A 23,954-nucleotide genomic window follows, 5' to 3' on the forward strand; every position below is an offset into this window, starting at 1 on the left:
TAAAAAGATGCTCCACATTAAAGGAGCATAATCTCTCTATAACCTCATAAATAACACCGCTCCCCATACTACATCCTAAAAGGGCAAAGGGGCTAGGCCAATTCAAGAGGAATCAATTCAATGTCCTTATTCAATATTTTTTCCAGTTATAATATATTAATGAAGATCCACCCGTATAAGGAATACAAAACATCTTCACTATCCCCCCTCCTTCCTACTCAGTAGCTTGCAGCAATAACATCTTTCCTCTTTCAAGCTTAATTAAGCTATCAGCCATATGAAAATATCGATCATCATGTGTGATTGCAATAATACATTTTCCACGAGCCTTCAGTTCTGGTAAAATATCATGATAAAAATACCCTCGAAACTCGGGATCCTGATCAGCTGCCCATTCATCAAACAAACAAATTGGTCGATTCTCCAGATAGGTGACTAATAAAGCCAAACGTTTTTTCTGGCCTGTAGATAACATTGTAGTAGAAAAAGCCCCATCTTGTATGGTGACCTTATCATCCAATTGAAAGCGCTGTAACAATAATTTAATTTGATCTTCTTTACCAGTGCAATCTATGCCATATAAACGCTGAAACAAATAATAATCACTAAATATAACCGAAAAGAGGCTACTTAACTCTTCCGAGGATATTGCTTTTTTGTTTAAATATATCTCTCCACTAACGGGTGCATACAACCCTGTAAGCAACTTGGCGAGGGTTGTTTTTCCGCTTCCATTCCCACCTGTTATGAAGGAAATTGTCCCTGAACGAAATGAAATATCAAAGGGTCCGACTGTAAAATCTTCATTTGATCCGTAGTTATATCTCAAATCGCAGATGGATAATTCAAACTGAGACTCTACGATGTTAGGTGCTTCAATTAACTTTTCAGTGACCTGCAGTTCCTCTATTTCATCTGAAAGATCCTTAATTCGTTTCCATGAAATACGACATCGAAGTAAAGTTGGATATGCATCCAAGATTACATTTACTGGTCCTGTCATGTATAGAAATACAAACACATAGGTTTGAATAGTAGAAGAAAGCAGATGCGGAAACAGGACAGGAAATAAAAACGCTACTACTCCTATTACAAAGGTGAACAACAGTTCACCCGCTACATTAACATTAGCAAATCTTACATCTGCCTTTGTTCTTTTTATTCGGTATAGATTCGAACTGCTGTTCATATGATTTTCAAAATCCTGTTTTTTCCTTTGGTTCAATTTAAGCTCTTTAAAACCTTTGAGCATGTCTCCAATCAGACGAAAAAATACATTTTGAATATCACGGGATTCCTCCCACAGCTTCTCTGCTGTATTCCCAAGCAAATAAAACAAGCCTGCAACAATAACAATAACTGCAATTGAAATGACCAGTGCATAAAGGTTAAGTATGCCAAGATAAATAAAACAGCATATCAGGGTGACTAATGAAATAGCACCTGAAATAATGACATTAATAGATCTGCTAACCTCTTCCGTATCATTATTTAACACGGTATGCACTTTTCCTTCTTCCATATTCTCCAGTTTTTGATAGGGCATATTTAGTATTTTACCAACAATTTCAATACGCTTTTCATAAACCATATTATTCGTTGAGGCAACTAGCTTCGTACTAATATAACGTTGACCATAAGCATACATTAAAATTCCAAAAGCAAAATAAAAAAGAAGGCCATTAGATAAGTTATCTTCTCTACCAAATGATTGATTAATTATAAATATGATGAATGCATTTCCAAACCCGCTTATTAATCCAAAGGCAATCAATGAAATGTTTCTTCGTTCCTTCTCCAACACATACAATTGAGTAAGGATATGATAAAGGGCATATATAACGCCCAGCATCGCTACAGCGATAACTGCAGGAATCAATGTAAATGGACTCCATACATACAATGCCACCCAAGGCAGCTTCTCAAGTGCAACTACGGGGAGGTAATATAAAGCAACTAAAAAAAGACATAAAATAAGAAGCGTATTACTTAACTTAACAAGCTTCCATTTGTGTATTTTAACTCGGTGCCTTTTTCCTTTGATTATATCTACGATAGTGCACAAAATTAAACATAATAATGCGAGGATGGCTAAACAGCCTATAACAAGAATGACCGTCGCTATTTGATCCAGTCTATTATAAGTGTCAGGCACAGGCTCGACTGGTGTTCTTCCTCGTAATATGGACATAATTCCTTGGGCTATTGTCTCCGTATGATCCGAGTTCAAATTGGCCATAACAGCCACTCCAAGTTCCTGATCCTTGCGCATCGTGATAAAAGATGAAAAGTTTGGATTACTCCCACCATGTGCCAATTCTCCATCACCTGACTGATAGATCGACCATCCTGCTGCATAAGAAGATCCGTCATAATTAGGAGGAACTGTCTTATCTGGTTCATGTGACTTTTCAATAATGGATGAACTTATTTCTGCGGGTTTAATATTTCCAAGCTGAATTTTCATCCATGTAGCAATATCTGTTGGAGTTGAATTTATATAACCGGCTGGTACATTACCACGGTATCGGGGAGCTTCATAGGCAATAGGCTTAAAAAAGCCTAACTTATATCCAGTTGCAAGCCCCTTTTCAACTGCATCTTCATGCTGCATAAAAGTACTCTTCAAACCAAGTGGTTGTATAACTTTTTGTTGCATATAGTCTTCATAGGATAGATGGCTTACTTTCTCAATAATAAGCCCTAATATATCGTAATTCACAGTAGCATAGTTAAAAAATTCACCCTGACGTAGCTTCTTATGATGCATGATCTCATGTCCCACCAGCATCCGAACTGTTTGCTCCAAAGCATCATCGCTATTGAGTGCGGGTATCTCTCCAATCGTTTCTGTTGGAATACCTGAAGTCTGATATAGTAGTTGACTAATGGTTACATCTATTTTTTCTCCTTGATCCTTCAAATAAAACCAAGGCACATACTTGCTTACAGGATCATTCAAACTTATTAAGCCTTCATCCTCCAATTGTAAAATAGCTAAGCCTGTAAACGCTTTTGAATTGGATCCAATTTCAAATATAGTTTCTGACGTAACGTGTTTTTGTTGTTCAACATCGCTATACCCTGAATAATACTCATATACTTCATTGCCACCTTCAACAACAACTACAGCCAAGCCTGGGATCTTTGCGACCTTTTGTTTTTCTTGAATATAGCCATCTAGTTTACTGTAGACAGATTCATTATTCGCTAAAACCAGTGGGGTGAATGGGCTCAGCAAAGAACTAAATAATAGTAATAGGATCAAAGAAGAAAGTCTCCATTTAGATAACATCTGATTCATTCTCCCTTAAAAGTTTTAGTAAACAAAAAAGAACCGAGTCTAGCCGTTAGTAAAAACCACTAACCGTTGACATTAGTTCTTTTTTGATCAATTTTTCAGTTCAACTGATCCGCTTTATGTTTTATACCTCCAAGCTCATTGCAAAAACATGAACATTAGGGGAGTTAGGCAACTGTATTGAAGACACTTCATTTTCTGAATTTAAGTTAAACTTTGTTAGAAATAAGTAGGCGTCTTTGGTGTTTAGCGATTCCTTTAATACGCATTTCACAGGAAGTGCTATCCTTTCGTTAAATTGTGGCTGTAAACTCATATCTGAAAGGGAAAAGCCATGCCGATTGGATTGTCCATTGCTATAATTTATTGTTATATAGCCAGCACTATCCCCCCATTCAGAGCACCACATTAATATCACTTTTTTATAGCTATTTTGGGGAAATAAAATCATCTGTCCAGTACATGATACATTATCATATTTAGACTGAGCTATTTCAGGAAAAAATAGTGGTATTTCATCTATAAATAAGTTATTATTCATTGGCTTATCCATCAACAAATACTCTCCTGCCCCAGTCAGATCTGCCTCAACTGTTGCTGATAACAAATAAGAAAATCCCTTATTATTTAAATACGATTGTAAATTTATTTGAACATAATCACAAGGCTTATTGTTTTTTTTCTCTAAATCTACTTTAGATGATAATGAATCTCTTGGACTTGCATTCTCAATTATTTTTTGAGCAAGACTCGTTTCCAATTGGGCCGCTTCACTTATTTTGGCTACAATATTTTCTTTTAAGCCTTGCTTCTGATTTACTAAGAATGCTGACTTCGTTAGCATGTTAATAAACATTTCCCAAAAATTGATTATAAATGTGTACTCGTCGATAAGATCATCAAGTAGTTTAGAAGGGCTTCTTTTTTTATAAAAATCAATGATTGTAATAAACTTATGTCTCTTCAAAATAATTTGGTTCTTGAATGTCTGATAAAAATCTGAGACCCAAAAATCCCTTTCATTCGTTCTATCCCACAAAAATGAAAGATCATCACTCCATTGATCACTGATGTCTGAAATGAATGCCTTCATTCCATTATCACGGATAAAATCTTCACTTTTCGAAATTAATAATTTTTCTAAATCAATAGTCGGGTTATTGTCTAATAGTTTGATTAATCCATAATATTCAGAAGCACGTTCAAGTATTTGAAAAGGTACTTCCTCATTCACCTTTTCAAAATAAGGATCAGTGATATAAACTGTTTTATTCTTCTTGTTTATCCCCGTAATCAGACACGCATGTTTATTGTGCAGTTTGTTATAAAAAGGATCCCAGCTGTTGTAATAGGAATCGAACATTGTGATAACTGGGTAACCATTGCTTATTTCGTCCTCAGAGATTTCTAGCAGCTCATTTAGTTTAATGCTTTCATGATATTCTATACGTATTCCGTGATATTTTTCTAAAAGATCCAACTCTCCATTTAGGTCTCCACTAAATCTTTGAGCAAAAGATATATCAGCATTTTTAGTGTAGTTAAACTGCCACATGTTTGAATACATAAGATGATAATCTCGATTAAAATAACACGAAATAGTAGCAATTATATCATCAATACAACTCTGAAACGCCCCTTTAGGCAAATGTGGAAATGCATGATATGGTTGTATATTTAATGGCATTACATTCCCCCCTCTACCTATGCCAATAAGACTACCTTAATATGCTTTCATTAATAAGCATTTCTCACTAACAACAATCTCTTGAATGTATTCCAGCACTTTTCTTGGGTTATTAACTCTCCCAGAATACATATATCTCGCAATTAAAGACCTAATTATTGTCCATTTCTCATGAATATTTTTTGACTCTATACACTGAGCTGATAGTTCACCATACAATATTCGATTTATATATACTTCTGCACTCTTAAAGTTACTAATATCATTAAAACCAGTAATAACATCATCGTAATTATCAATTGCTTGTGCTTCTAAAAGTACTACAAATCTCTCAGCAAAATCCTCCAATACATGATGACCATTGCTAAACTGCTCAGAGTATAATGCGAGATTGCAATTGTAAGTTTCAATAATTGTATTATGTGATACCTTTGATACATTGCCTGTCCTTTTAACTACAAATACAGTGTCTAATGAATCTTCTAAAAAGAAATCAAAACCTCCGTAATAACTTTGTATTAAAGTAGACATAGATACTCGTCTAAAACCATAGTTAATCCCATCCGAAACTTCCTGATCCATAACCGTAAATTCAGATTGTTGAGAATGAAAGCCGCAGATAAGAATGTAATGTTTATTATGATCTTTTAAATAATCCTTATGACCTGGCCAATAATAGGTATCAATACGGATAATTACAGGTGTATCCTCTTCTATCGACTTGCTAATTGTATCCGTAATATCATCGTCTCTTTTCTGAGAACACATGGTAAGCCCCTGTTTATTCAATAAATCCGGAATCAATTCCACCTGAATATAATCCATATAAACACTACACCGGCCATTTTCAGAATAACATTGATAGGGTGCAACTATACTTACTAAAAACCAAAACATGTTACCTTCATAATAATTAACTACTGGTAAAAATACGCTATAGAAACAGGAATGAAAAAACAAATCTGATAAAGGAGTAATATTATCTAATTCTTTGTTCAAAGATATCATTTAATAGTGTCAGCTCCCCTTAACATCAGTCATATTTTTTTATCCAAGAAGGATTGACACCTTTACGTGAAAAACCAAGTGACTTATATAATTCAATTTCTGAAGCTACATATACATTTTCAGCGCCTAACTCTCTACATCTTTTCATTCCTTCTATAAGTGCCATTTTTGCGAGGCCTTGACCACGATAATCTGGATCTACGCATACAGGTTCTACATAGGCTACTTTATTGAAATCATCATACCAAAGTCCAGCGTATGCTACGAAATTGCCTTCTGTATTTTGAATAACCATATTTAAAGAAGGACTATAACCTGGTGCACTCTGCATGTAATCTGACATCCATAAATCCTTAGGATCTGGCTCACCTTCATGATCAAATCCCCGCCATAATATCCGTAATCTTTGTTCATCATCTTTCTTTTTTTGAATATTTCTCATAATTAATCCTTCAGGAAGATCAAAATTAGATAGATCATCAGAAAGTGAACGACCAGAATACACTTCATAAATGGATGAATGCAGTACATATCCTCGTTCATGTAATAAATTCTTTAATTCTTCATGAGTTTCAGGAACATGGAATTCAATGCACTTCTGCCCGTCTTCCTTCACTTCATATAAATTTTCTTCAGCATATTTAATCATCTCCTGATAAAGGAATGTATACTCAGGATCAACATCTAAATATACTTCTCCTAGTTCACTTTCAAAATGAGCAACGCCTACAATCTCGCCGTCTTTTTCCCATATACCAATGTGACCAAATCCACCTTCATTTTTTAATGGCACCATGTTAGGATGATGAACAATATACTCCCATCTAGATGGTAAAAACACATAACCTACAGACCATTTTCCAAATATACTTGTAAGAAAATCCTTTACGCTTGTAAAATCCTCATCTTTATAGTTTCTGCAGCTTATCTCCATGTTCAAAATCCTCCTAAATGATTTTTTATTTATGCTTGGTTACGACATCCCATATAATATATTCTTCAACATATCTGCAATCGGCTCGATTTCTGAGCTATTCAGAAAAAGATGATCATAGGTTAAAATGATTTCTTTGCTGTGATAGTTAAGTATAAAACCTATATCAAAATGATTGAGCCTTTGATCAAGACTATGATTTGAAATTGCAATACTCAACTCTGTCAGTGGACTTCTCAGTTGATTAATATTTTCATGCAATAATGATAATATGCCCTCAAAATCTGTCATTTTGGGAACGATTGAATTCCATTCATACTCGTCCTCAAGGAATGTCACAGCTACTTGGGAAGATTCCACAAAATGACTCACAATGACAATCACCAGAGTTCCTATAAAACGAATTCTCGAAACTTTGTAATGACTACATAAGTCATCCAGTGAAGTAATCACTTCATCAGATAGCGAGATTACTGTGTTTGCCTTATTCACTTGTCTACCAGTTCCTGTAAAGAAACGTGATGGTAAGCGATTTATATCTGTTATTATTGGTTGAGTTATTCCTGAATCAATATATTCGCTAATAGAATTGATCGTGGTGTATTTAAAATAATCCATCAATTCAATTCCTGAATAATACTGTTCTATCTTATTATGCAACTGTAGGAGCAATATTGAATTTCCACCCACATCAAAAAAACTATCATTTAAATCAATATTATTTATATTTAGGATTTCCTCCCAAATGATCCTGATTGTTTCTTGGGTCTCATTTATTTCTGTGCTAAATACTGTTTTCTCGCCTCTACCTCCTTCATCTGCCAAGGAAGATAGTAAGCTTTCATCCACTTTACCACTAGTGAGGATCGGCATCTGTTTTAAAGGGATCACTTTATCTGGCACCATATGCAAAGGTAATTTTCTTCTTGCATAAGACAAAATAGTCTGAGTAAGCCCTTCATCCATTTCTTGAGAAATGACACATACTATAATTTGCTCATTCCGCAAAAAGGCATATACCGATTGCAAAGGTAAACCATTCAAAAGACAAGCTTCAATCTCTTCAAACTCAACCCTGTAGCCCCTAACCTTTTTTTGCGTATCTTTGCGTCCAGTATAAACAATATTTCCATTATTTAGATAATAACCATAATCACCTGTACGATACATCCGACAGCTCTGGTTATCATCGATGGAAATTTCCACAAACTTCTCAGTCGTAATACCTGAATTAGTATACCCATCAGCTAGTCCAACACCTGTGATATATAGTTCACCTTCAACGCCTGGAAGACAGATTTGATTATGCTTATCAAGAAGATAAACATTCATATTATCAATGGCTGTGCCTATTGGAACTATCTGCTGAGAGTCCTCAGGTAAATATTCATAGATCATACATCCAACAGTTGCTTCAGTTGGACCGTATTCATTGAAAAGTTGAACCCTAGGAATACGTATAGAATCACATAAAGATTTATTAAGCTGTTCGCCACCTACAATAATTTTTTTAATATTCGTTTCCTGAAGGTTAATGGCAGCAACGATCTTTAAATGAGTTGGGGTCAGTTTAACAATCTCCGCCTGACTTTCACAGAAAATTTTGATTATGCTCTTTATGTCATTAGAATACATTTCAATTGTGTTCCCACTTAGCAAAGGAACAAATATTGAGGTAACTGTAAGATCAACCGAAGGTGATGTAAACATCGGAAAATAAAGTGGGTTATCTCCATTAAAATCAGTAATATATTGCTTTATCGCCCACTCTATATAATTGATTACGCCCTCCTGCTTGAGCCTACAGCCTTTAGGAATTCCTGTTGATCCTGATGTATAAATAACGTAACACAGATCACTTATATTGCCTTTAACAAAATTAAAATTATCATCAACAATTTCCGTAGTCATTATTGAGGACATAGATATTACTGATTTAAACTCAATAAAGTCTGTTCTTTCTGTGATAATATGATCAATATTAGAATCCTGTATAATAAATGTTACTCTGTCCAGAGGTGTACTAATGTCAATTGGAATATAACATGCACCAAGCTTGAGTACGGCTAGAATAGAAATAATAAGCTCTGGTGTGTTATCAAGTATAATACCCACATTACTTCTTTGTCCTACCCCTTTAGATTGCAGTAATGCTGCTGCACAATTAGAATAATAATCTAGTTCAGTGTAGGACAGTTTCCGCTCTCCAGATTGGATTGCTACTCTTTCAGGATATTTCTGAACGATTTTGGCGAATTTCTGTTGTATCGTTGTTATCTCTTTAGAATCCTGTACATATTTAGGTTCCTTAAATAATGAATCTTTCTCATCATCCATTAATAAATCCCATTGAAATACTGGGGCTGACAATTCAGTATCATCTAAGTTACATAATATTTTCTGGAATCTTTCCATATATTTTCGAATACTTTCCTGTTCAAATAAGTCAGTACAATACTCAAATTCTACTGTCTGAATATTTTCATAAACAAATAAAGACAAATCAACTTTGGCTGCATTAGGTTTATAAGAAATATGTTGAAGTTGAGTTCCCTCTATATTTAGATCCATATCCAAATCTATATCTTCGTTATTAAACGTATACAAAATATTAAAAAGTGGATTGTAATCCAGTTTTCTATCTAACTGTAAATCATCTATAATTTCATCCACAGGGCAGTCCTGATTTTTCAGCAAGTCCAATACCTTAGAATGAACGTAACGAATTACCTCTTCACCCGTCAAGTTATCTTGAAGACAGATATAAAGAGGTAACGTATTGATCATTGGACCAATTATATCTTTGGTCTTCCTACCTGTTCTACCTGATACAACTACACCAATGAAAAATTCCTTGTAGCCACTCTGTCTATAAATTAATATTGACAATGCTGACAAAAGAATAATAGATGGTGTAGTTTTATAGTAGGCTGCACTATGCTGTAAAGTAAGCCTGTCATATTTTCTACTAATCGTACTACCGTTAAATGTAAATATTTGTGGTCTTGGAAAATCTGTCTTTAGCGGCAGACTATCTGGTATAGTCTTCAATTCATTTAACCAATATTTTTTCTGTTCTTCGTTTTGTAGTTCCCTATCTCTAGAAAAATTTAAATATTGGGTTTCTCTCATTAACTCATTGCCTGAAGAAGAAAATAAGCTATTAAATTGACGAAGCAGTAAAGAAAGTGAAATTCCATCTGCAATAACATGACTAATATCTGCTACAAAAAAGGTTGAAGCAGTATCTCTAGTAGAAATCATATACAATCGCAATAAAGGAGCTTGTTCTAGTTCAAAACCGTGAGACAATAAATCAATGGTCTGCTTAAGATCATGTTCATGTTCAATCGCTTTTTCCTCTATCGTTACCTTACAGTTATCATCAACCTCAGCAACAACTTCTTGATCCTTAATATAGTAAGAAGTACGCAAAATATCATGCTGGTCTAAGAAAGCATTAAATAAGCCTTCAACCTTACTTTTATCAAACTGACCTATTACTTTATATACACCAGTAATGTTATAAGCTTTATTATTATTTAGCTTAGAAAGAAAATAGAGTCTACGTTGTGTTGCATTGACCACATATGTTTTCTCTCGTTTTTGAGGATAATTACGTTCTTCCTCAAATGAAATAGGATTGAACTGCTCAGATTTTAGAGCTTGTATCTGCTGTTCGATCGTAGGATATTGAAATATTTTATTGATGTCCCAATCACAGTCAAATACCTCATTCATTTCTGCGATCAGATAAATCGCCTTTAGGGAGTCCCCACCAACGGCAAAAAAGTCCATGTCTGACTGATGAATACCTTTACCTAACACTCGACTCCATAGATGATATAGCTGCAGCTCTGTTTCTGTTACACTTGTAGCAGACACTTCATCTAGAGAGCTTGTTATATCTATATTCATTAATGATTGTATGTCTGTTTTTCCATTCGCATTAACGGGAAGTTTTTTCAAAACAATAAAATGTTCTGGAATCATGTAGCTTAATAATTGTTGACTTAATTCATCCTTAAGTACATCAACGGTTGTCGCATTATTCTTTGGTACAATAAAGGCAATGAGTATTGCTTGTCCATGCTGATCATTTTTCAGCACAACCTCAGCATCATTAATTTCTTCTGAGTCCATTATAGCAGTCTTAATCTCATCTAACTCTATGCGATACCCCCGCAATTTTACCTGTCTATCCATTCTTCCACAGAAAACAATCTCTTTGTTTTCCTTAAAATATACACAGTCTCCTGTCTTGTACATACACTCATTCAGCGCGTGATGAAAGATAAATTTTTCTTTAGTTAGTTCTGGCTGGTTAAGATACCCCTCCGCTAAAGCAAGCCCAGAAATGACTAACTGTCCTTTTATACCAGGCGGCAAAATTCTATCAAAGAGATCTATTGAACTTAATCCTACATTATGGATTGCCTTCCCGATAGGAATAGGATCAGTCTCTACTGTGTGACATTCATAATAGGATACGTCCACAGCCGCTTCTGTCGGACCATATAAATTCAAAATTTTAATTTGACCATCCTCATTAAAATTAGAATTAAACTCTTGAACATGCTGCGCATTCAGATTCTCCCCAGACGAAAAAACATACCGAAGTGATTTCACATTTTTCATTTGCTTATCTTTAAAATAATAGGCAAATGCTTTAAGCATAGATGGAACAAAATGGACAATACTCACATTGTTTTCTATCATTGCTCTCATCATTGCCTGTGGGTCTCTATGCCCCCCTTCGTGTAAAATACAAATATTACATCCACACAATGACCACAGCAATAATTCAATTAAAGATACATCAAAAGTATACGGTGTCTTTAACATAAGTGTATCTGCTTCTGTAATTTCACAGTATTCACGAATCCAAAGTAGCCTATTATAAATTGCCTTATGACTTACCATTACACCTTTAGGTTTACCCGTAGAGCCTGATGTATAAATGATATAAGCAATATCAACGCTTGTAGCACGCACATCCAATAACTCAGAACAAGTTACTGAATTGTCTAGTAGGCATTTTGCCGATATAGTATTGACTTCGTGATGCTTGTATCCTGTATTTGTTATAATCAGCTTACTCCCAGAATCTTGTAATATATAATTAATTCGCTCTTCTGGACATTCTGGGTCAAGAGGTAAATAAGTGCCTCCCGATTTTAGAACTGCATGAATGACCAGCATCATTTCTACAGAGCGCTCCATTAATAAAATCACAATTGGTCGTTCCGTAGAGTAGATATCAGAAATTAAATAATTCGCAATTTTATTGACCTGATTAGTGAACCAGGAATAGCTATAATGTACTTGCTCATAAATCAATGCTGATTTGGATTCATTCTGAATAAATCGATCCGTATTTAAATAGAACAGCTCGTTTTCGAGCATGCCATCATATACCGTTTCCTTCACTTCAATCTCTTGTTTGAATTGTATATCCTTTATTTTCAAATGCTGATCATTCATAACTTGCTGTAGTATTTGTTGGATCATTGTTGAAAACGCAGATACTTCTTCATTCAAAAACAAGTTTTCATTCCATAAGAAACGATATGCAATTTGAGAATCACTTTTTCTTATGACTTGAAATATGATATCTGAAGGACATTGATATGAATAATATGATTCATCTGGTCCATCAATGGTCACCGGATACGTTGACTGTATCTCCGTGACCAGTGATTCATCGATAATTGTCACTACACTACGAAGCCATAGACTCTCTTTCATATATTGGCAAACATCATAAATATCTATCTGCTGATTCTCTCTTGTATCTATTGAGTCATAGATGTACTCCATAATATCGGAAACGAAAATGTCTCCCTCACACGTAAAAAGAAGCGGAATAATATTGGTGAAATTACCAACCGCATGTTTCTCAATTCCTCTTTGGTTATTAACTACTCCCATTAATACGGTTTTATTATTCGTATAAGATTGCTGGACTGTTCCCCAAGCAAATAACATCATTTTATTGAGTTGATGCAGATCCAAATCACTAGTGCAGTCAAGATAATTCCATTCAGAGGACTTTAATATATCAGAATTACCGAGACTTTTTGAAAAGAGGTCATTGTTCTCTTCTTTGTAAAATGTATCTTGAAATAGTTTGGATCCGCTTTCAACATTTTTTAAATACGTATTATAATATTTTTGATAGACTTTCATATTCATTTCTTCAATGTGATCTGCTGAAAAATAGAAGTGTAATAGTGCTTGCAAAATATTTATAACACTAGGTAAATCAAATATTGCTTGATGCCACAAAAAGAATATTTCATTATTCTGTTCATCAACAATGACCCTCCAACTTCTATGATTGAAATTTACCAGTGTCTTGTTTTTAAAATCTAGTGGTTCAACAAACTTTTCTTCCATAGAAGAGAGGATCATCTGTACCATTTTATCTGAATCTTTATCATAAATAACTGACTGCAAGACATCATAATGATGAATTGTTTTGCTCACAGCAGCACATATTTTTTCACAACTGATAGTTTGGTGGAATTCTACTCTAATCTTACCGAATTTTCCTGCATTTGAAGCATTAGATGACAATCTCTTCTGTGCTCCAGTCATCGGAACGATCCGTTTAATATTGCTTATGTCCATTGTTTTATTCATATATTCACACCTCCCTTCATTTCCGATGTATTGCAACAAATCCTTGCTTCACTAATTTCATGGCAGCTCTTTTAACTACATCTATACTGTACTGCTGATATTGTTCGACCAAGTTTTCAATCGTTATATTGTCCTGCTGCATTGAAATTGCCTGTAATACCTGCCAAGCTACACCCGTTTCAAGCAAAGCCTCTTCTTCTTCATAATGATTAACATAGGAGAGTTTACCCTCTATGATCTCTTTGCCTTCCTCTGTTATTAATAGCTCACTGTCAACATCTATGATTTCGCTAACATATACATTAAAATCCTGAAAATAATGAGGCTCCAAAAATGAAATTAAACCTGATTCCTTTGCTTGATTGTTCATTTTTTCTATGTGGCTTAGTTCTTCCCAAAGCGCATCATATTGATCGACAACATGCTTCCATTGATATAATGACAAGGCACGTTCTCGTGAATTTTCTCCCATTTGACGTTTCAAATCAGGATTATCAATGAGTAGCTGAATCCGACTTTCATAACAATCTAAATCGAGCGCCACAGACTGTGCTGTCAGCAAATGATGAAATACAAGTCGATGTTCCATATCACATGGTAAAAGTCCAGCAGTCTGTATATCCGTATCACATTTCGTCCAAACAGTAGGTATCTTGAAGCCTGTTACCCCTTCACAGACTGTATCTTTATATCCGTCAAAATCCGATACAACCTGTGGAATCCCACATGCCATCGCTTCAATTGGTGTCAGACCAAATGTTTCTTGTAAATTATCAATCGGTGATGTGAATATATCAGCAGCACTAAATATTACATTACGTTTCATCACATTGTAATCCTGCATAAACACAACATGCTCTGTAATTCCTAATTCATCAACATATTGTTTTAATGAAGGTAAATGTGGATTAGCAGTTCTGTCATGCCCTGCCAAAACAAGCAGTAAATCATTATTTTTCTTTAATAGTCTACGGAATACAATTAAAAGCGGATATAAATCAGCCTTATCAAAGGCAGATAAACGACCCAGCCAAAGCATGACAAATTTATTTGGTGGAATATTCAACTGCTGTCTTGCTTCCATTTGATCCATAGGTTTGAAATGATCTGTATCCACTCCTAAAGGAATAACATCAAGCCTACCATTATAAGACAATTTAATTTGCTTTTTCTCCAATAAATCCAAGCTCATTCTTTCTAAAATATTTTGCACCACTTTCTTCACACTAGTGGATGTGCAAATTAATGAATCGTAGGGCTGTACTGGTGCTAACAATTGCATGAGATAAAAGTTTTGGATATATTCGGGATAGCTAGCGCCATGAATTGTATAGGTAATAGGTGGCGTATTCAACATACAGCGATCTCTGTAATTATATAAAGGCAAAAAATCCATACTAATACTATGCAGCACATCAACTGTTGTCTTTTCACCTTTCCATACAGCATCATACTCCGAAATCATATGTGTTTTTAAATTTTCCCGAGAGATCGCACGCAGTTTTCGTTTAATAGCCATTTCCTGAAATTGTCCAGGTTCATAGAGGCAAAGAAACTCCTTTGCTTTACTATAAGTAAGTATAGATTTATATGCTTCATCAACAGCAATATCGAATCCATAAACAGCATTCATTCCCATAACTGAACGAAATGCATTTCCCATCAAGGCAACTTTATTTATCATCTTAATATTCTCTCCTTCTATCCTTGTAGGGCCTTCCATACTTGATCATTTATAACATGGTAACGCTCAAGTATCCTTTTCAATATTAAATAATCTTTTTGCTGTGTAATATCAAACTCCCGTAATTCGGGCATATTCATATAGAGATTTAATTGTGTCTCATTCAAGTCAAAAGGATTATACTGAAGCTTTAGCAGCTCCTTCTCCGCATCCGTGATCTCCAATGCAAAATTCAACCTTTTCTTTGGCATAACTTCAGGAAATTGCTCATGATGTTGTAATTCTAGACGTATTTTATTTACGTAAATTACACGAATTTTTTTTCTTAAAGCAAAATTAAAGCACTCTTCTAATGTGTTAATAATTGGTTCTCCTGCATCGTTTAATGAAGTATTACAAATAATAGGTACGCCCGTATGTTGATGAAATATATTTAATAAATGATATAAATCAGGATTACTTTCTGGACTGACCGTTTGGAGCCTTGCTGAGTTATCTAGATGCAGAGCTGCTGGTATGAGATTTTTTTTATCCGGTAGAGCCTCATAAGTAAATAGCATATATTGTGATTGAAATTGTGAACCAAACCACTCATTCTGTAATTCTTCCTTAATTACAGGAGCTACAGGTCTCCACCATTGCCGCTTTTTCACATCATTTAATATATCTTTTGTTTTCTCTGCTCTAGGATCTCCTAATATACTTCTAGCCCCTAAAGCCCTTGGCCCTACCTCTGAGCGACCATTAAACCAAATTACTGGTTCCCGGACTATATCATCCACAAATTGATCTTCATCAAAACCGCTACTTGAGTGTATATAGTTTTCATACCCTTTTATATTTAGTTGCTCAAAATCCCCATAGTATGCGCTTTCAAATTTAAAATCTATTTTCTTCATACGACTATAAAATTCAAAAAGTCCCATGCCTAAGCCGATTCCTGTATCACTTACACACGGACATGATATAAATGATTGGAAGTTATATTTATTCATTAAGTATGAATTAGTAGGACAATTTAATGTAAAACCTCCCGACATACTTAAGTGAACCTCTGCTGCGTCTAATCCAAATTTTTCTAGAGAGTTCTCTACCAAATGATCTAGCATATCTATAGAAATTTTCTGAATGATGTTTGCAATGATTCCAATTCGATTATCCTGCTCAGAAAATCTGGTATCAAAATCTATTATTTCTTCTACATCAATACCTTCCACAGCTTGTGCTATTGAATTAAACCACTCAAAGGCATGATTAATATCATTGCTTCCATATATGATTGGATAATCATTCATTAGTGTCTCTTGATTAGGAATTGTACTATTTACAGCACTTCCAAGTGCCATTAACGAGCCCTCTTCTAAAGCGTAACGTAATTTCATAAACATCCATAACACGCCAGGTGATGGAACAGAAAAGTATTGTGTAACCCCCTTGTCTGAATAAGCCCCCAAATAAAAATCTTTCTCTCTTGCTCGGTGATCTATTACATTATCAGGGCCTCCGTCCAAAGCAAACGCCAAAATCTTTTGTGAATAAAAAACATTGCAATCTGTCATCATTCCCGAGAATAAGTGACACAAGCTGTGGTAAGCATAAGGTTCCTCTGCTGAGAATGAAGAAATTGTTGTACCTGTTTCTAATCCTGGTGTTCCCCAAACTTCTACCATATCCGCTAGAGACAGGTCATACTCTTTTAACATCTGGTTTATCGCTGATTTACACGATTTAACATCTATAAATGAAAGATTATGTTTTTTGCGACCTGATCGTCGCTCAAATTCCCAATAATGGACCAATTCTATTTTAGAATCTTGTTTACTCCACAAAGCGATATGATGATCATGTCTTAAATCAATTTGATACAGATGTGAGATAGGATGTATATGTGTGTATGTTGATAAATAGTAGCCATTTTTCAAGTTATATCCACCTACTTTCCTTTGTCTGTAATAATCCAGACTCTTGCCTAATACGAGTCACAATCTCTTTAATTTGCTTATCACGATAGCCCTTTGATTTCAATAGTAATGAAATTTTATTGAACGCTTGCCGAACTAGGTCATCTGAATAAAATGCAGAGCTAACCTGCTCCTGTAATTCCCACAATTCTTGATATAAGTGGGAAGCACCTTCCATTTCCAAGTTTGGAGTTAAAGTTGGTGTGCTTACTGCTGCACATAAGCATAGTGTGATTAACTCACACAATTTATGCTTTGGTGCCTTCTGCCTGCTCAACACTTTTTCTAGCCTATTTCGATCCTCTATTGCATCTAAATCATAAGCTTTGCATTTTCTTCTATCTTTTTTTATTAGATTTTTCAATATTCCATTTGGCCCAGCATCAACGATCATATCTACAAAATGTGATTCAAAATATTGAATGATACGATCCCATTGAACTGTATGTATCATTTGCATACTCAGTAGTTCAATCACATCGTGTTTATTAGCATATTGTCGTGCAGTCACATTACAAATTACTGGTATCTGAGGCGTCTGAATCTCAATCGTTTGGAGAAACTGTTTAAAGGTAGCGCTTGCCTCCTTCATAAATTGTGAATGAAATGCTCCGATTGTGTTTAGACGCTTTATACGAACTCCCCGACTAGTAAAATAATTTTCTAGTAATTCTATTTCTTGCAGGCTCCCTGAGAGTACGATCTGTGATCGTGAATTTAATGCTGCTACCGCAATTTGTTCTGAGTCTCGCTGCCCACAATAAGCTTTCACAGCATCCAAATCACATTGAGAGACAGAAGTCATTACGCCCGGATATTTTCTACACCCTTCCTTCATAAGCTGACCACGCTTATCTACCATGCGTATGCCATCCGCAAAGCGATATGTGCCTGAAGCTGCCAGTGCAGTTATCTCGCCTAAACTATGCCCAGCCATATATGCTGGGACACATTCATATGTTTGTTTAAAATACTCATACGCAATAAATCCGTTTACAAATAGTGCTGGCTGTATATCCTCATCCCTGACTAGAAAGTTGTCTCTATCACCAAAGACAGCTGCATAAAGATTTCTCCCTAAAATATCGCTGGCTTCATCATAATACTTTTTCAGTTCAGGCATTTCCTTTATATAATGTTCACCCATTCGATATGTTTGTGAGCCCTGCCCAGGAAATACAAATGCGATCACCCATATCACCTCATTTCTATCTCTCTTTATTGTGCTGTTTTGATTTATATTTTTCGCTCAATCGTTGTAACGATTTCTTCCAACGAACTGAACAATTCAAAGTTAAGCTCCATATCCTCAAAAACAATATTAAATTCTTCTTCAATTAACACAATTATTTTAACAAAGGTTAATGAATTAATTCCTAGAGTAGTTAAGCCTTTTTCATCAATGGACGGAATATCGCTCTCCTTAATTAAATTGTTCTCCTGCAACAGATTTAATAATCGTTGTTTAGTTTCACTCATATTATGATCTCCTTCTCTATCACTCAACGCTATTCGCTAATTTTGTTATCGTATCTATCAAATTCGCAACAAGGGTTTTCACATGCTCTTCATTATAAGCATAATGATTATATCGACAGATAAATTCAAGTGATTCCTTTACTTCAATATAAATACGAAGAGGTACATTTAAATTGCTGCTTTCTTCCTTACCTACTAACCTAATTTCACTTGTAGATTCATTTTCCTCAGGAAAATTTAGTAATACTAAAGTTTTACTTTCCACAGCTTGCTGTAAAGTCTCCATTGGCACATCAGCATACTCAGCGATATCATAGACTGTAACGTTTTCATGATCCATAATCTGTAGAATCTTATGATTCATTTCCGTAATATATTGTTTGGTATAACATATCTGTTCAGCTTTAATCCTCAATGGCAGAATATTAGTAAATAAACCTACAGATTCTGAAATATTAGGTATCATATTGTTTCTTCCTGAAGTTACTACACCAATGATTACCTCATCCTGTTGCATAATTTGTTGCTGCAATATTGCCCAAGCTGCTTGAATCAATGCATATATAGATACTTTGTTGGCACTAGCAAATTGTTTTAACTTCGAAAAGTGTGGCTCATCTACAGATTGCGTAAATACTCTTTCTGAATTTTCATATATTTTTTGTTGCTCCTGTTTTCCAGCTTTCATTACAAAGTCTACAAACTCTTGTTTCCAGAACTCCTTCTGAGCAAGTCGGTCTGCTTGATATGTTTGAAGTGCATATTGTATATAGCTATCGTCCGTATCTTCTAACATGGACCTATTCTGCAATCTTTTTTCATAGTTAGTTATAATCTGGCTAAATAAATTATTGGAGCTCCAGCCATCAAATAATGAGTTCAAATAGAACAAGCAAAGCTCATATCGTTTCTCAGCTAGCTTAATTAAGACAAATTCAATCTTTGAAATTTTGTCATTAAAGCCAGCTTTTTTTATGTCATCTTTTATTTTTTGTAGCAATAATTTTTTTTCATTTTCTATAAGATGAGTAGCATCTATAAAGTTATAATTACAATCCTCCACATAATACGTAATCTGAGCGGGATGGGATAGCTTTCTCCATCTATATTCACTTCTTAATACTGGATTACGCTTTACAGTTGCTGTACATGCCTTTTGCAAACAGTCACTATCTATATTCCCTTCTATTGAAAAAATCTCAAATGATACATCGTTGCCATTACGTCTTCCATTTATATTTTGTGCAATCATCAAGTTTTGCATCGGTGTAACAGGTGTAATAAACTCTATATTATTATCACTCCAAAGTGATTTAAGTTTATCAGCATCACCGTGAGGAAAATATTGCATTATTTCATCTTCATAAATCAGCTCCGCCATTAGCTGCTCTCTTAGTTGTTCCAAAATTAGCGTTTGAAACTTTGAATCGGCATTTATACAGCTTCGTTCTGCAAGTAACTGTAGGTTTTTTAGTACAGTCACAACTAATTCAGCAATATCTTCATCAGAATGAACATCGGATAAATAGCATGTCCCGCCCTCCCAAATGTAGATATCGCTATACAGCATCATATAATACAAAAATCTCATTAGCGTAGGATCTGGTGAACTAAAAATAAATTGCGAGCCTCCTACACTAATGTGCAACGCAATATTATTTTCAGTAAAAATCCGGTTCATAAATTCAGCCATTACTTTTGTTTTAAAGTTAAGTCTTTTTTGAAGACGCCCTTTATCTTTTACTAAATAGTTCAATACAACCTTAGCAGCTTTCATGCTCAACGGATGATGGCAGAATGTCCCTCCAGTCTGAATAACTGCCCTGTATGGGGTTAACATATTTTCAGCATTCCATACACCGCCATCTACAGCAGCCATATACTCGGCTTTTCCTCCAAATATTCCTATAGGGAGACCACCTCCAATAACTTTTCCGTAAGCGACTAAATCTGCTTCAACATTATAGTACTGCTGGCTTCCGCCCAACGCTAATCTAAAACCTGTAATGATTTCATCAAATGCATACAATACATGATGATCCCTAGTGATACTTCTTAATTTTTGTAAAAATAGCTTTGGCTGAAGATCAGGATTTCTACTTTGTATCGGCTCAACCAATACAAGAGCAACTCGATCTGCATTTTCTGTGATATAGTCAAATACTTCACTATTTCCATACTCAAATACTTTTACATGCTGAACCATAGATTGTAAGGTACCCAAACTAAGTGGAATAGCATCTATCCCAGAATTTGATACATAAATTCCATCAAATGTCCCATGATATGAATTTTTAAAAATAATAATTTCACTTTTTTCAGTAACAGACCTAGCAATTCTAATTAAATTCATAATAGCTTCTGTACCAGAGTTGCAATAAGCTAATCGCTCTACTCCTGTTGCCTTTTTTATAAGCGCTGATACTTCAGCTGCATCTGCTGTTAGTGGGCCAAGAATCAAACTCTTATCCATTTCACTGCTAATCGCTTCATGAATCATAGGATGATTGTAGCCAAACAAATTCACACCAAAGCCCATACAAAAATCAATAAAGGTATTCCCATCTATATCCTTCATTCTTATACCATTTGCTTCATCTGCAAATATTGGAATTACAATATTCTCCCATGTTTTGCTATAACCTTGACTAAACCGTCCATTTGCCCATACTTCCTTATTTTCTTGAAGGAAATCTTTTGAGGTTTTAAATTTTCGGTTGAATTTCGGAATTAATTCATTAAGAAATACTTGCTGTTGTTCGGTCAAACTTGAATTATTTTTCACAAGAAAACGACTTGAATATGTGTCCGTCTGCTGTAGAGCAACTTTGGGAGTCGATTTGGAAGTTTGTGTAGTTGGAATACGTGATTGTGGGACTTCCTTTTCAATATAGGACATTGTCTTTATTTGCTCTTGAATAATGTCAAGTTGTCTATTAAACAAATCTATAACAGATTGATTAGATGATGGAATCAAGCCATTAGTATTGAATTGCTCTTTAGATTGTTGCTCTCTAGGCTCCTCAGCTAGTGGCTCTGGTAGAGACTCCAGCACCACCTTGGGTGCAATATGCTCAGATAATTTTTCAATTGTATTCAGCTCAGTGAAAAGTGCATCAAGTGGTATATCAACGCCATACATGGTCTGGAGTTCCCGTTTAAGTTGAACAATGGTTATCGAATCAAAACCAAACTCAAGTAAATCATCACCAATCGGTACTGACTCTTGGGCTACACCAAAAATTTTAGATACGACTAGTTGTAGTTTATTTTGCAACTCTACTACTTCCATTTTTTTCATCACCTTCTTCATAGGTAGCTCAGGAATTAAATTTTTATTACCCATTGTGCTCAGCCAAACACTTTTTTGCTCAAAACCATAGGTTGGGAGTGAGATGCAATGGGCATGTCCTTGACTATCCCAGTTTACTATTTGAAATGATAAATAATTTTTTATGAGTCTAATCATTTCAGATGTCACATGCTCAGACTGCAAGTTCTCTCCTATATCTTCACCTTGGATATTGCCTGGATATAGTCTGCTCACCTGACCATCCAGCTTCGTCAGTTCCTCACAACACTGTAATAATTTTTTTATTAGATCCTCGTAAGAATCAAATAAAATGACTATCCTATTCATGTAATGATTTCTTCGCAATTGAGCTGTATAGCAGAGATCTTCCAATGAAACTTCCGACTCATTTTCTAAAAATTCAATATAACCTTTGACAACTTCCACTAAAGACGCATGTGTTTTAGCTGATAGTGGGAGTAAATACATAAAATTATCTGTCCGCTCGCAATATTTATCAACAATATGTTCTTCTAGTATAACATGACAATTGGTCCCACTTAATCCAAATGAACTAATCGCACACAACTTAGGTTTAGAGAGTGTAGGGACCCATTGTTCAGATTGATCAATGACAAAAAAAGGAGAATTTAGAAAATCAAATTTTCGATTTGGAATTATAAAATTGGTATTTGGGTACCATCGCTTATTTTTCAAACTTATCAAACATTTTAAAATCCCTACAATTCCTGCTGCAGAATCTGTATGTCCAAATACTGTTTTAGTAGAACCAATCGCACAAAATTGATTCTTATTTGTATAGCTACGAAATGCATCAGTCAATGCACTTAATTCAATTGGATCCCCCAGTTCTGTTCCTGTACCATGAGCCTCAATATAACTAATATCCGCTGGCTTAATTCCCGCTTTCCTCCATGTCTCAGTCACAACGTCTTTTTGAGCGCTCCTATTTGGAGCTGTAAGTCCTAGGGATTTTCCATCATTATTCATATGAATGCCTTTTATGACAGCATAAATATTATCCTTATCTCTTTTTGCATCCTTTAACGGCTTGATGACAATAGCTGCAATACACTCACCAATTCCCGTTCCATCTGAATCATCACTAAATGTCCTAGCTCTGAATGAAGGCGATATAATGTCTGGAAGGACCTCCCCTTCTTCCATTACAGATGGTATCAATAAATTTATTCCACCTACTAAAGCAGTATCGCAGATTTTATTATTAATATTAAGACATGCTTCATTTAACGCAGTGAGAGAGGAGGAACAAGCCGTATCAACCATCATTGAAGGACCCTTTAAATCTAGTAAATAAGAAATTCTACTCGCAATTACAGAATTAATATTACCTGGGCCTGCCATAAGCGCATCTTCAGGGTATAAGCGTTTTACAAGGTCAAAATAGGAATGTTGCTGTGGTTGTCCAACAAACACACCTATTTTCGAACCTTTTAGCTGTTGTTCTGTTAGGCCTGCATCTTCAAATGCCCTCCATGCTGTTTCCAAAAATAACCTTTGGTAAGGATCCATTAACTGCGCTTCTTTTTTGGTCAACTTAAAAAATGGATAATCAAATTTGTCGATGTTCTCTATATATGCAGCAGGTACAAATTGATAAGATTTATTATGCTCTAAAAATGGATTCATTAGCTCCTTGCGTGAATCAGAAGGCTCGTATATCTGGTCGATCCCTGAACGTAAAATGATGTCCAACTGGGAAAAAGTATGTGCACTGGGTAGTTGAAAGTCTACGCCAATAATTGCAATATCATCTTTGCTATTTTCAATAGGAGCATTAGATTGCTGTAGTATCAAATCAATTGCATTTTGTAATCCAGTCATGAGATACCAACTTTCCTATCTTTTTCTATAAAAAAAACAAATAATTACCAACTTAGTCATCATCTCTAAATGAGGGTGATTCATCCCCATTGGCTTC

General features: G+C 35.0%; 10 protein-coding genes. All 10 read right to left on the reverse strand.

Annotated elements, in window-relative coordinates; genetic code table 11:
* Window positions 1–214: 214 nt before the first annotated feature.
* The 10 genes from G9G57_RS17410 to G9G57_RS17455 all read right to left on the reverse strand — a co-directional run bounded on the left by G9G57_RS17410 (window position 215) and on the right by G9G57_RS17455 (window position 23,857).
* Entirely contained in the window at window positions 215–3,295 is a 3,081-nt protein-coding gene (locus G9G57_RS17410; RefSeq protein WP_164965309.1) for a cyclic peptide export ABC transporter, read from the reverse strand.
* A 130-nt stretch (window positions 3,296–3,425) separates the two neighbouring features.
* On the reverse strand, window positions 3,426–4,988 hold the full coding sequence (locus tag G9G57_RS17415) for a C39 family peptidase (protein ID WP_164965310.1): 1,563 nt from the start codon (window positions 4,986–4,988) through the stop codon (window positions 3,426–3,428).
* A 36-nt stretch (window positions 4,989–5,024) separates the two neighbouring features.
* Window positions 5,025–5,996: a BtrH N-terminal domain-containing protein gene (locus tag G9G57_RS17420; RefSeq protein ID WP_164965311.1), complete on the reverse strand. Its 972-nt coding sequence runs from the start codon at window positions 5,994–5,996 to the stop codon at window positions 5,025–5,027.
* Window positions 5,997–6,021: 25 nt separating this feature from the next.
* Window positions 6,022–6,930, reverse strand: coding sequence for a GNAT family N-acetyltransferase (locus G9G57_RS17425; protein WP_164965312.1), 909 nt, complete (start codon window positions 6,928–6,930; stop codon window positions 6,022–6,024).
* A gap of 39 nt (window positions 6,931–6,969) precedes the next feature.
* A complete protein-coding gene (locus G9G57_RS17430) occupies window positions 6,970–13,575 on the reverse strand; it encodes a non-ribosomal peptide synthetase (RefSeq protein ID WP_164965313.1) in 6,606 nt (2,201 codons plus the stop codon).
* Window positions 13,576–13,591: 16 nt separating this feature from the next.
* Complete coding sequence (locus tag G9G57_RS17435; RefSeq protein WP_164965314.1) at window positions 13,592–15,259, reverse strand: glycosyltransferase family 4 protein; 1,668 nt, start codon at window positions 15,257–15,259, stop codon at window positions 13,592–13,594.
* A 17-nt stretch (window positions 15,260–15,276) separates the two neighbouring features.
* Entirely contained in the window at window positions 15,277–17,181 is a 1,905-nt protein-coding gene (locus G9G57_RS17440; protein WP_164965315.1) for a carbamoyltransferase C-terminal domain-containing protein, read from the reverse strand.
* 1 nt (window position 17,182) lies between these two features.
* Window positions 17,183–18,412: an ACP S-malonyltransferase gene (locus G9G57_RS17445; RefSeq protein ID WP_164965316.1), complete on the reverse strand. Its 1,230-nt coding sequence runs from the start codon at window positions 18,410–18,412 to the stop codon at window positions 17,183–17,185.
* A gap of 44 nt (window positions 18,413–18,456) precedes the next feature.
* Window positions 18,457–18,699, reverse strand: coding sequence for a phosphopantetheine-binding protein (locus G9G57_RS17450; protein ID WP_164965317.1), 243 nt, complete (start codon window positions 18,697–18,699; stop codon window positions 18,457–18,459).
* A 19-nt stretch (window positions 18,700–18,718) separates the two neighbouring features.
* A complete protein-coding gene (locus G9G57_RS17455; protein WP_164965318.1) occupies window positions 18,719–23,857 on the reverse strand; it encodes an aminotransferase class III-fold pyridoxal phosphate-dependent enzyme in 5,139 nt (1,712 codons plus the stop codon).
* Window positions 23,858–23,954: the final 97 nt, after the last annotated feature.

The sequence above is a fragment of the Paenibacillus sp. EKM211P genome, from assembly GCF_011066175.1.
GTDB classification, from domain to species: domain Bacteria; phylum Bacillota; class Bacilli; order Paenibacillales; family Paenibacillaceae; genus Paenibacillus; species Paenibacillus polymyxa.

Coding starts and splice junctions, on each gene's coding strand:
- G9G57_RS17455 (WP_164965318.1), bottom strand. CDS start 23,857: ATGACTGGATTACAAAATGCAATTGATTTGATACTACAGCAATCTAAT.
- G9G57_RS17410 (WP_164965309.1), bottom strand. CDS start 3,295: ATGTTATCTAAATGGAGACTTTCTTCTTTGATCCTATTACTATTATTT.
- G9G57_RS17450 (WP_164965317.1), bottom strand. CDS start 18,699: ATGAGTGAAACTAAACAACGATTATTAAATCTGTTGCAGGAGAACAAT.
- G9G57_RS17430 (WP_164965313.1), bottom strand. CDS start 13,575: ATGAATAAAACAATGGACATAAGCAATATTAAACGGATCGTTCCGATG.
- G9G57_RS17425 (WP_164965312.1), bottom strand. CDS start 6,930: ATGGAGATAAGCTGCAGAAACTATAAAGATGAGGATTTTACAAGCGTA.
- G9G57_RS17435 (WP_164965314.1), bottom strand. CDS start 15,259: ATGATAAATAAAGTTGCCTTGATGGGAAATGCATTTCGTTCAGTTATG.
- G9G57_RS17420 (WP_164965311.1), bottom strand. CDS start 5,996: ATGATATCTTTGAACAAAGAATTAGATAATATTACTCCTTTATCAGAT.
- G9G57_RS17415 (WP_164965310.1), bottom strand. CDS start 4,988: ATGCCATTAAATATACAACCATATCATGCATTTCCACATTTGCCTAAA.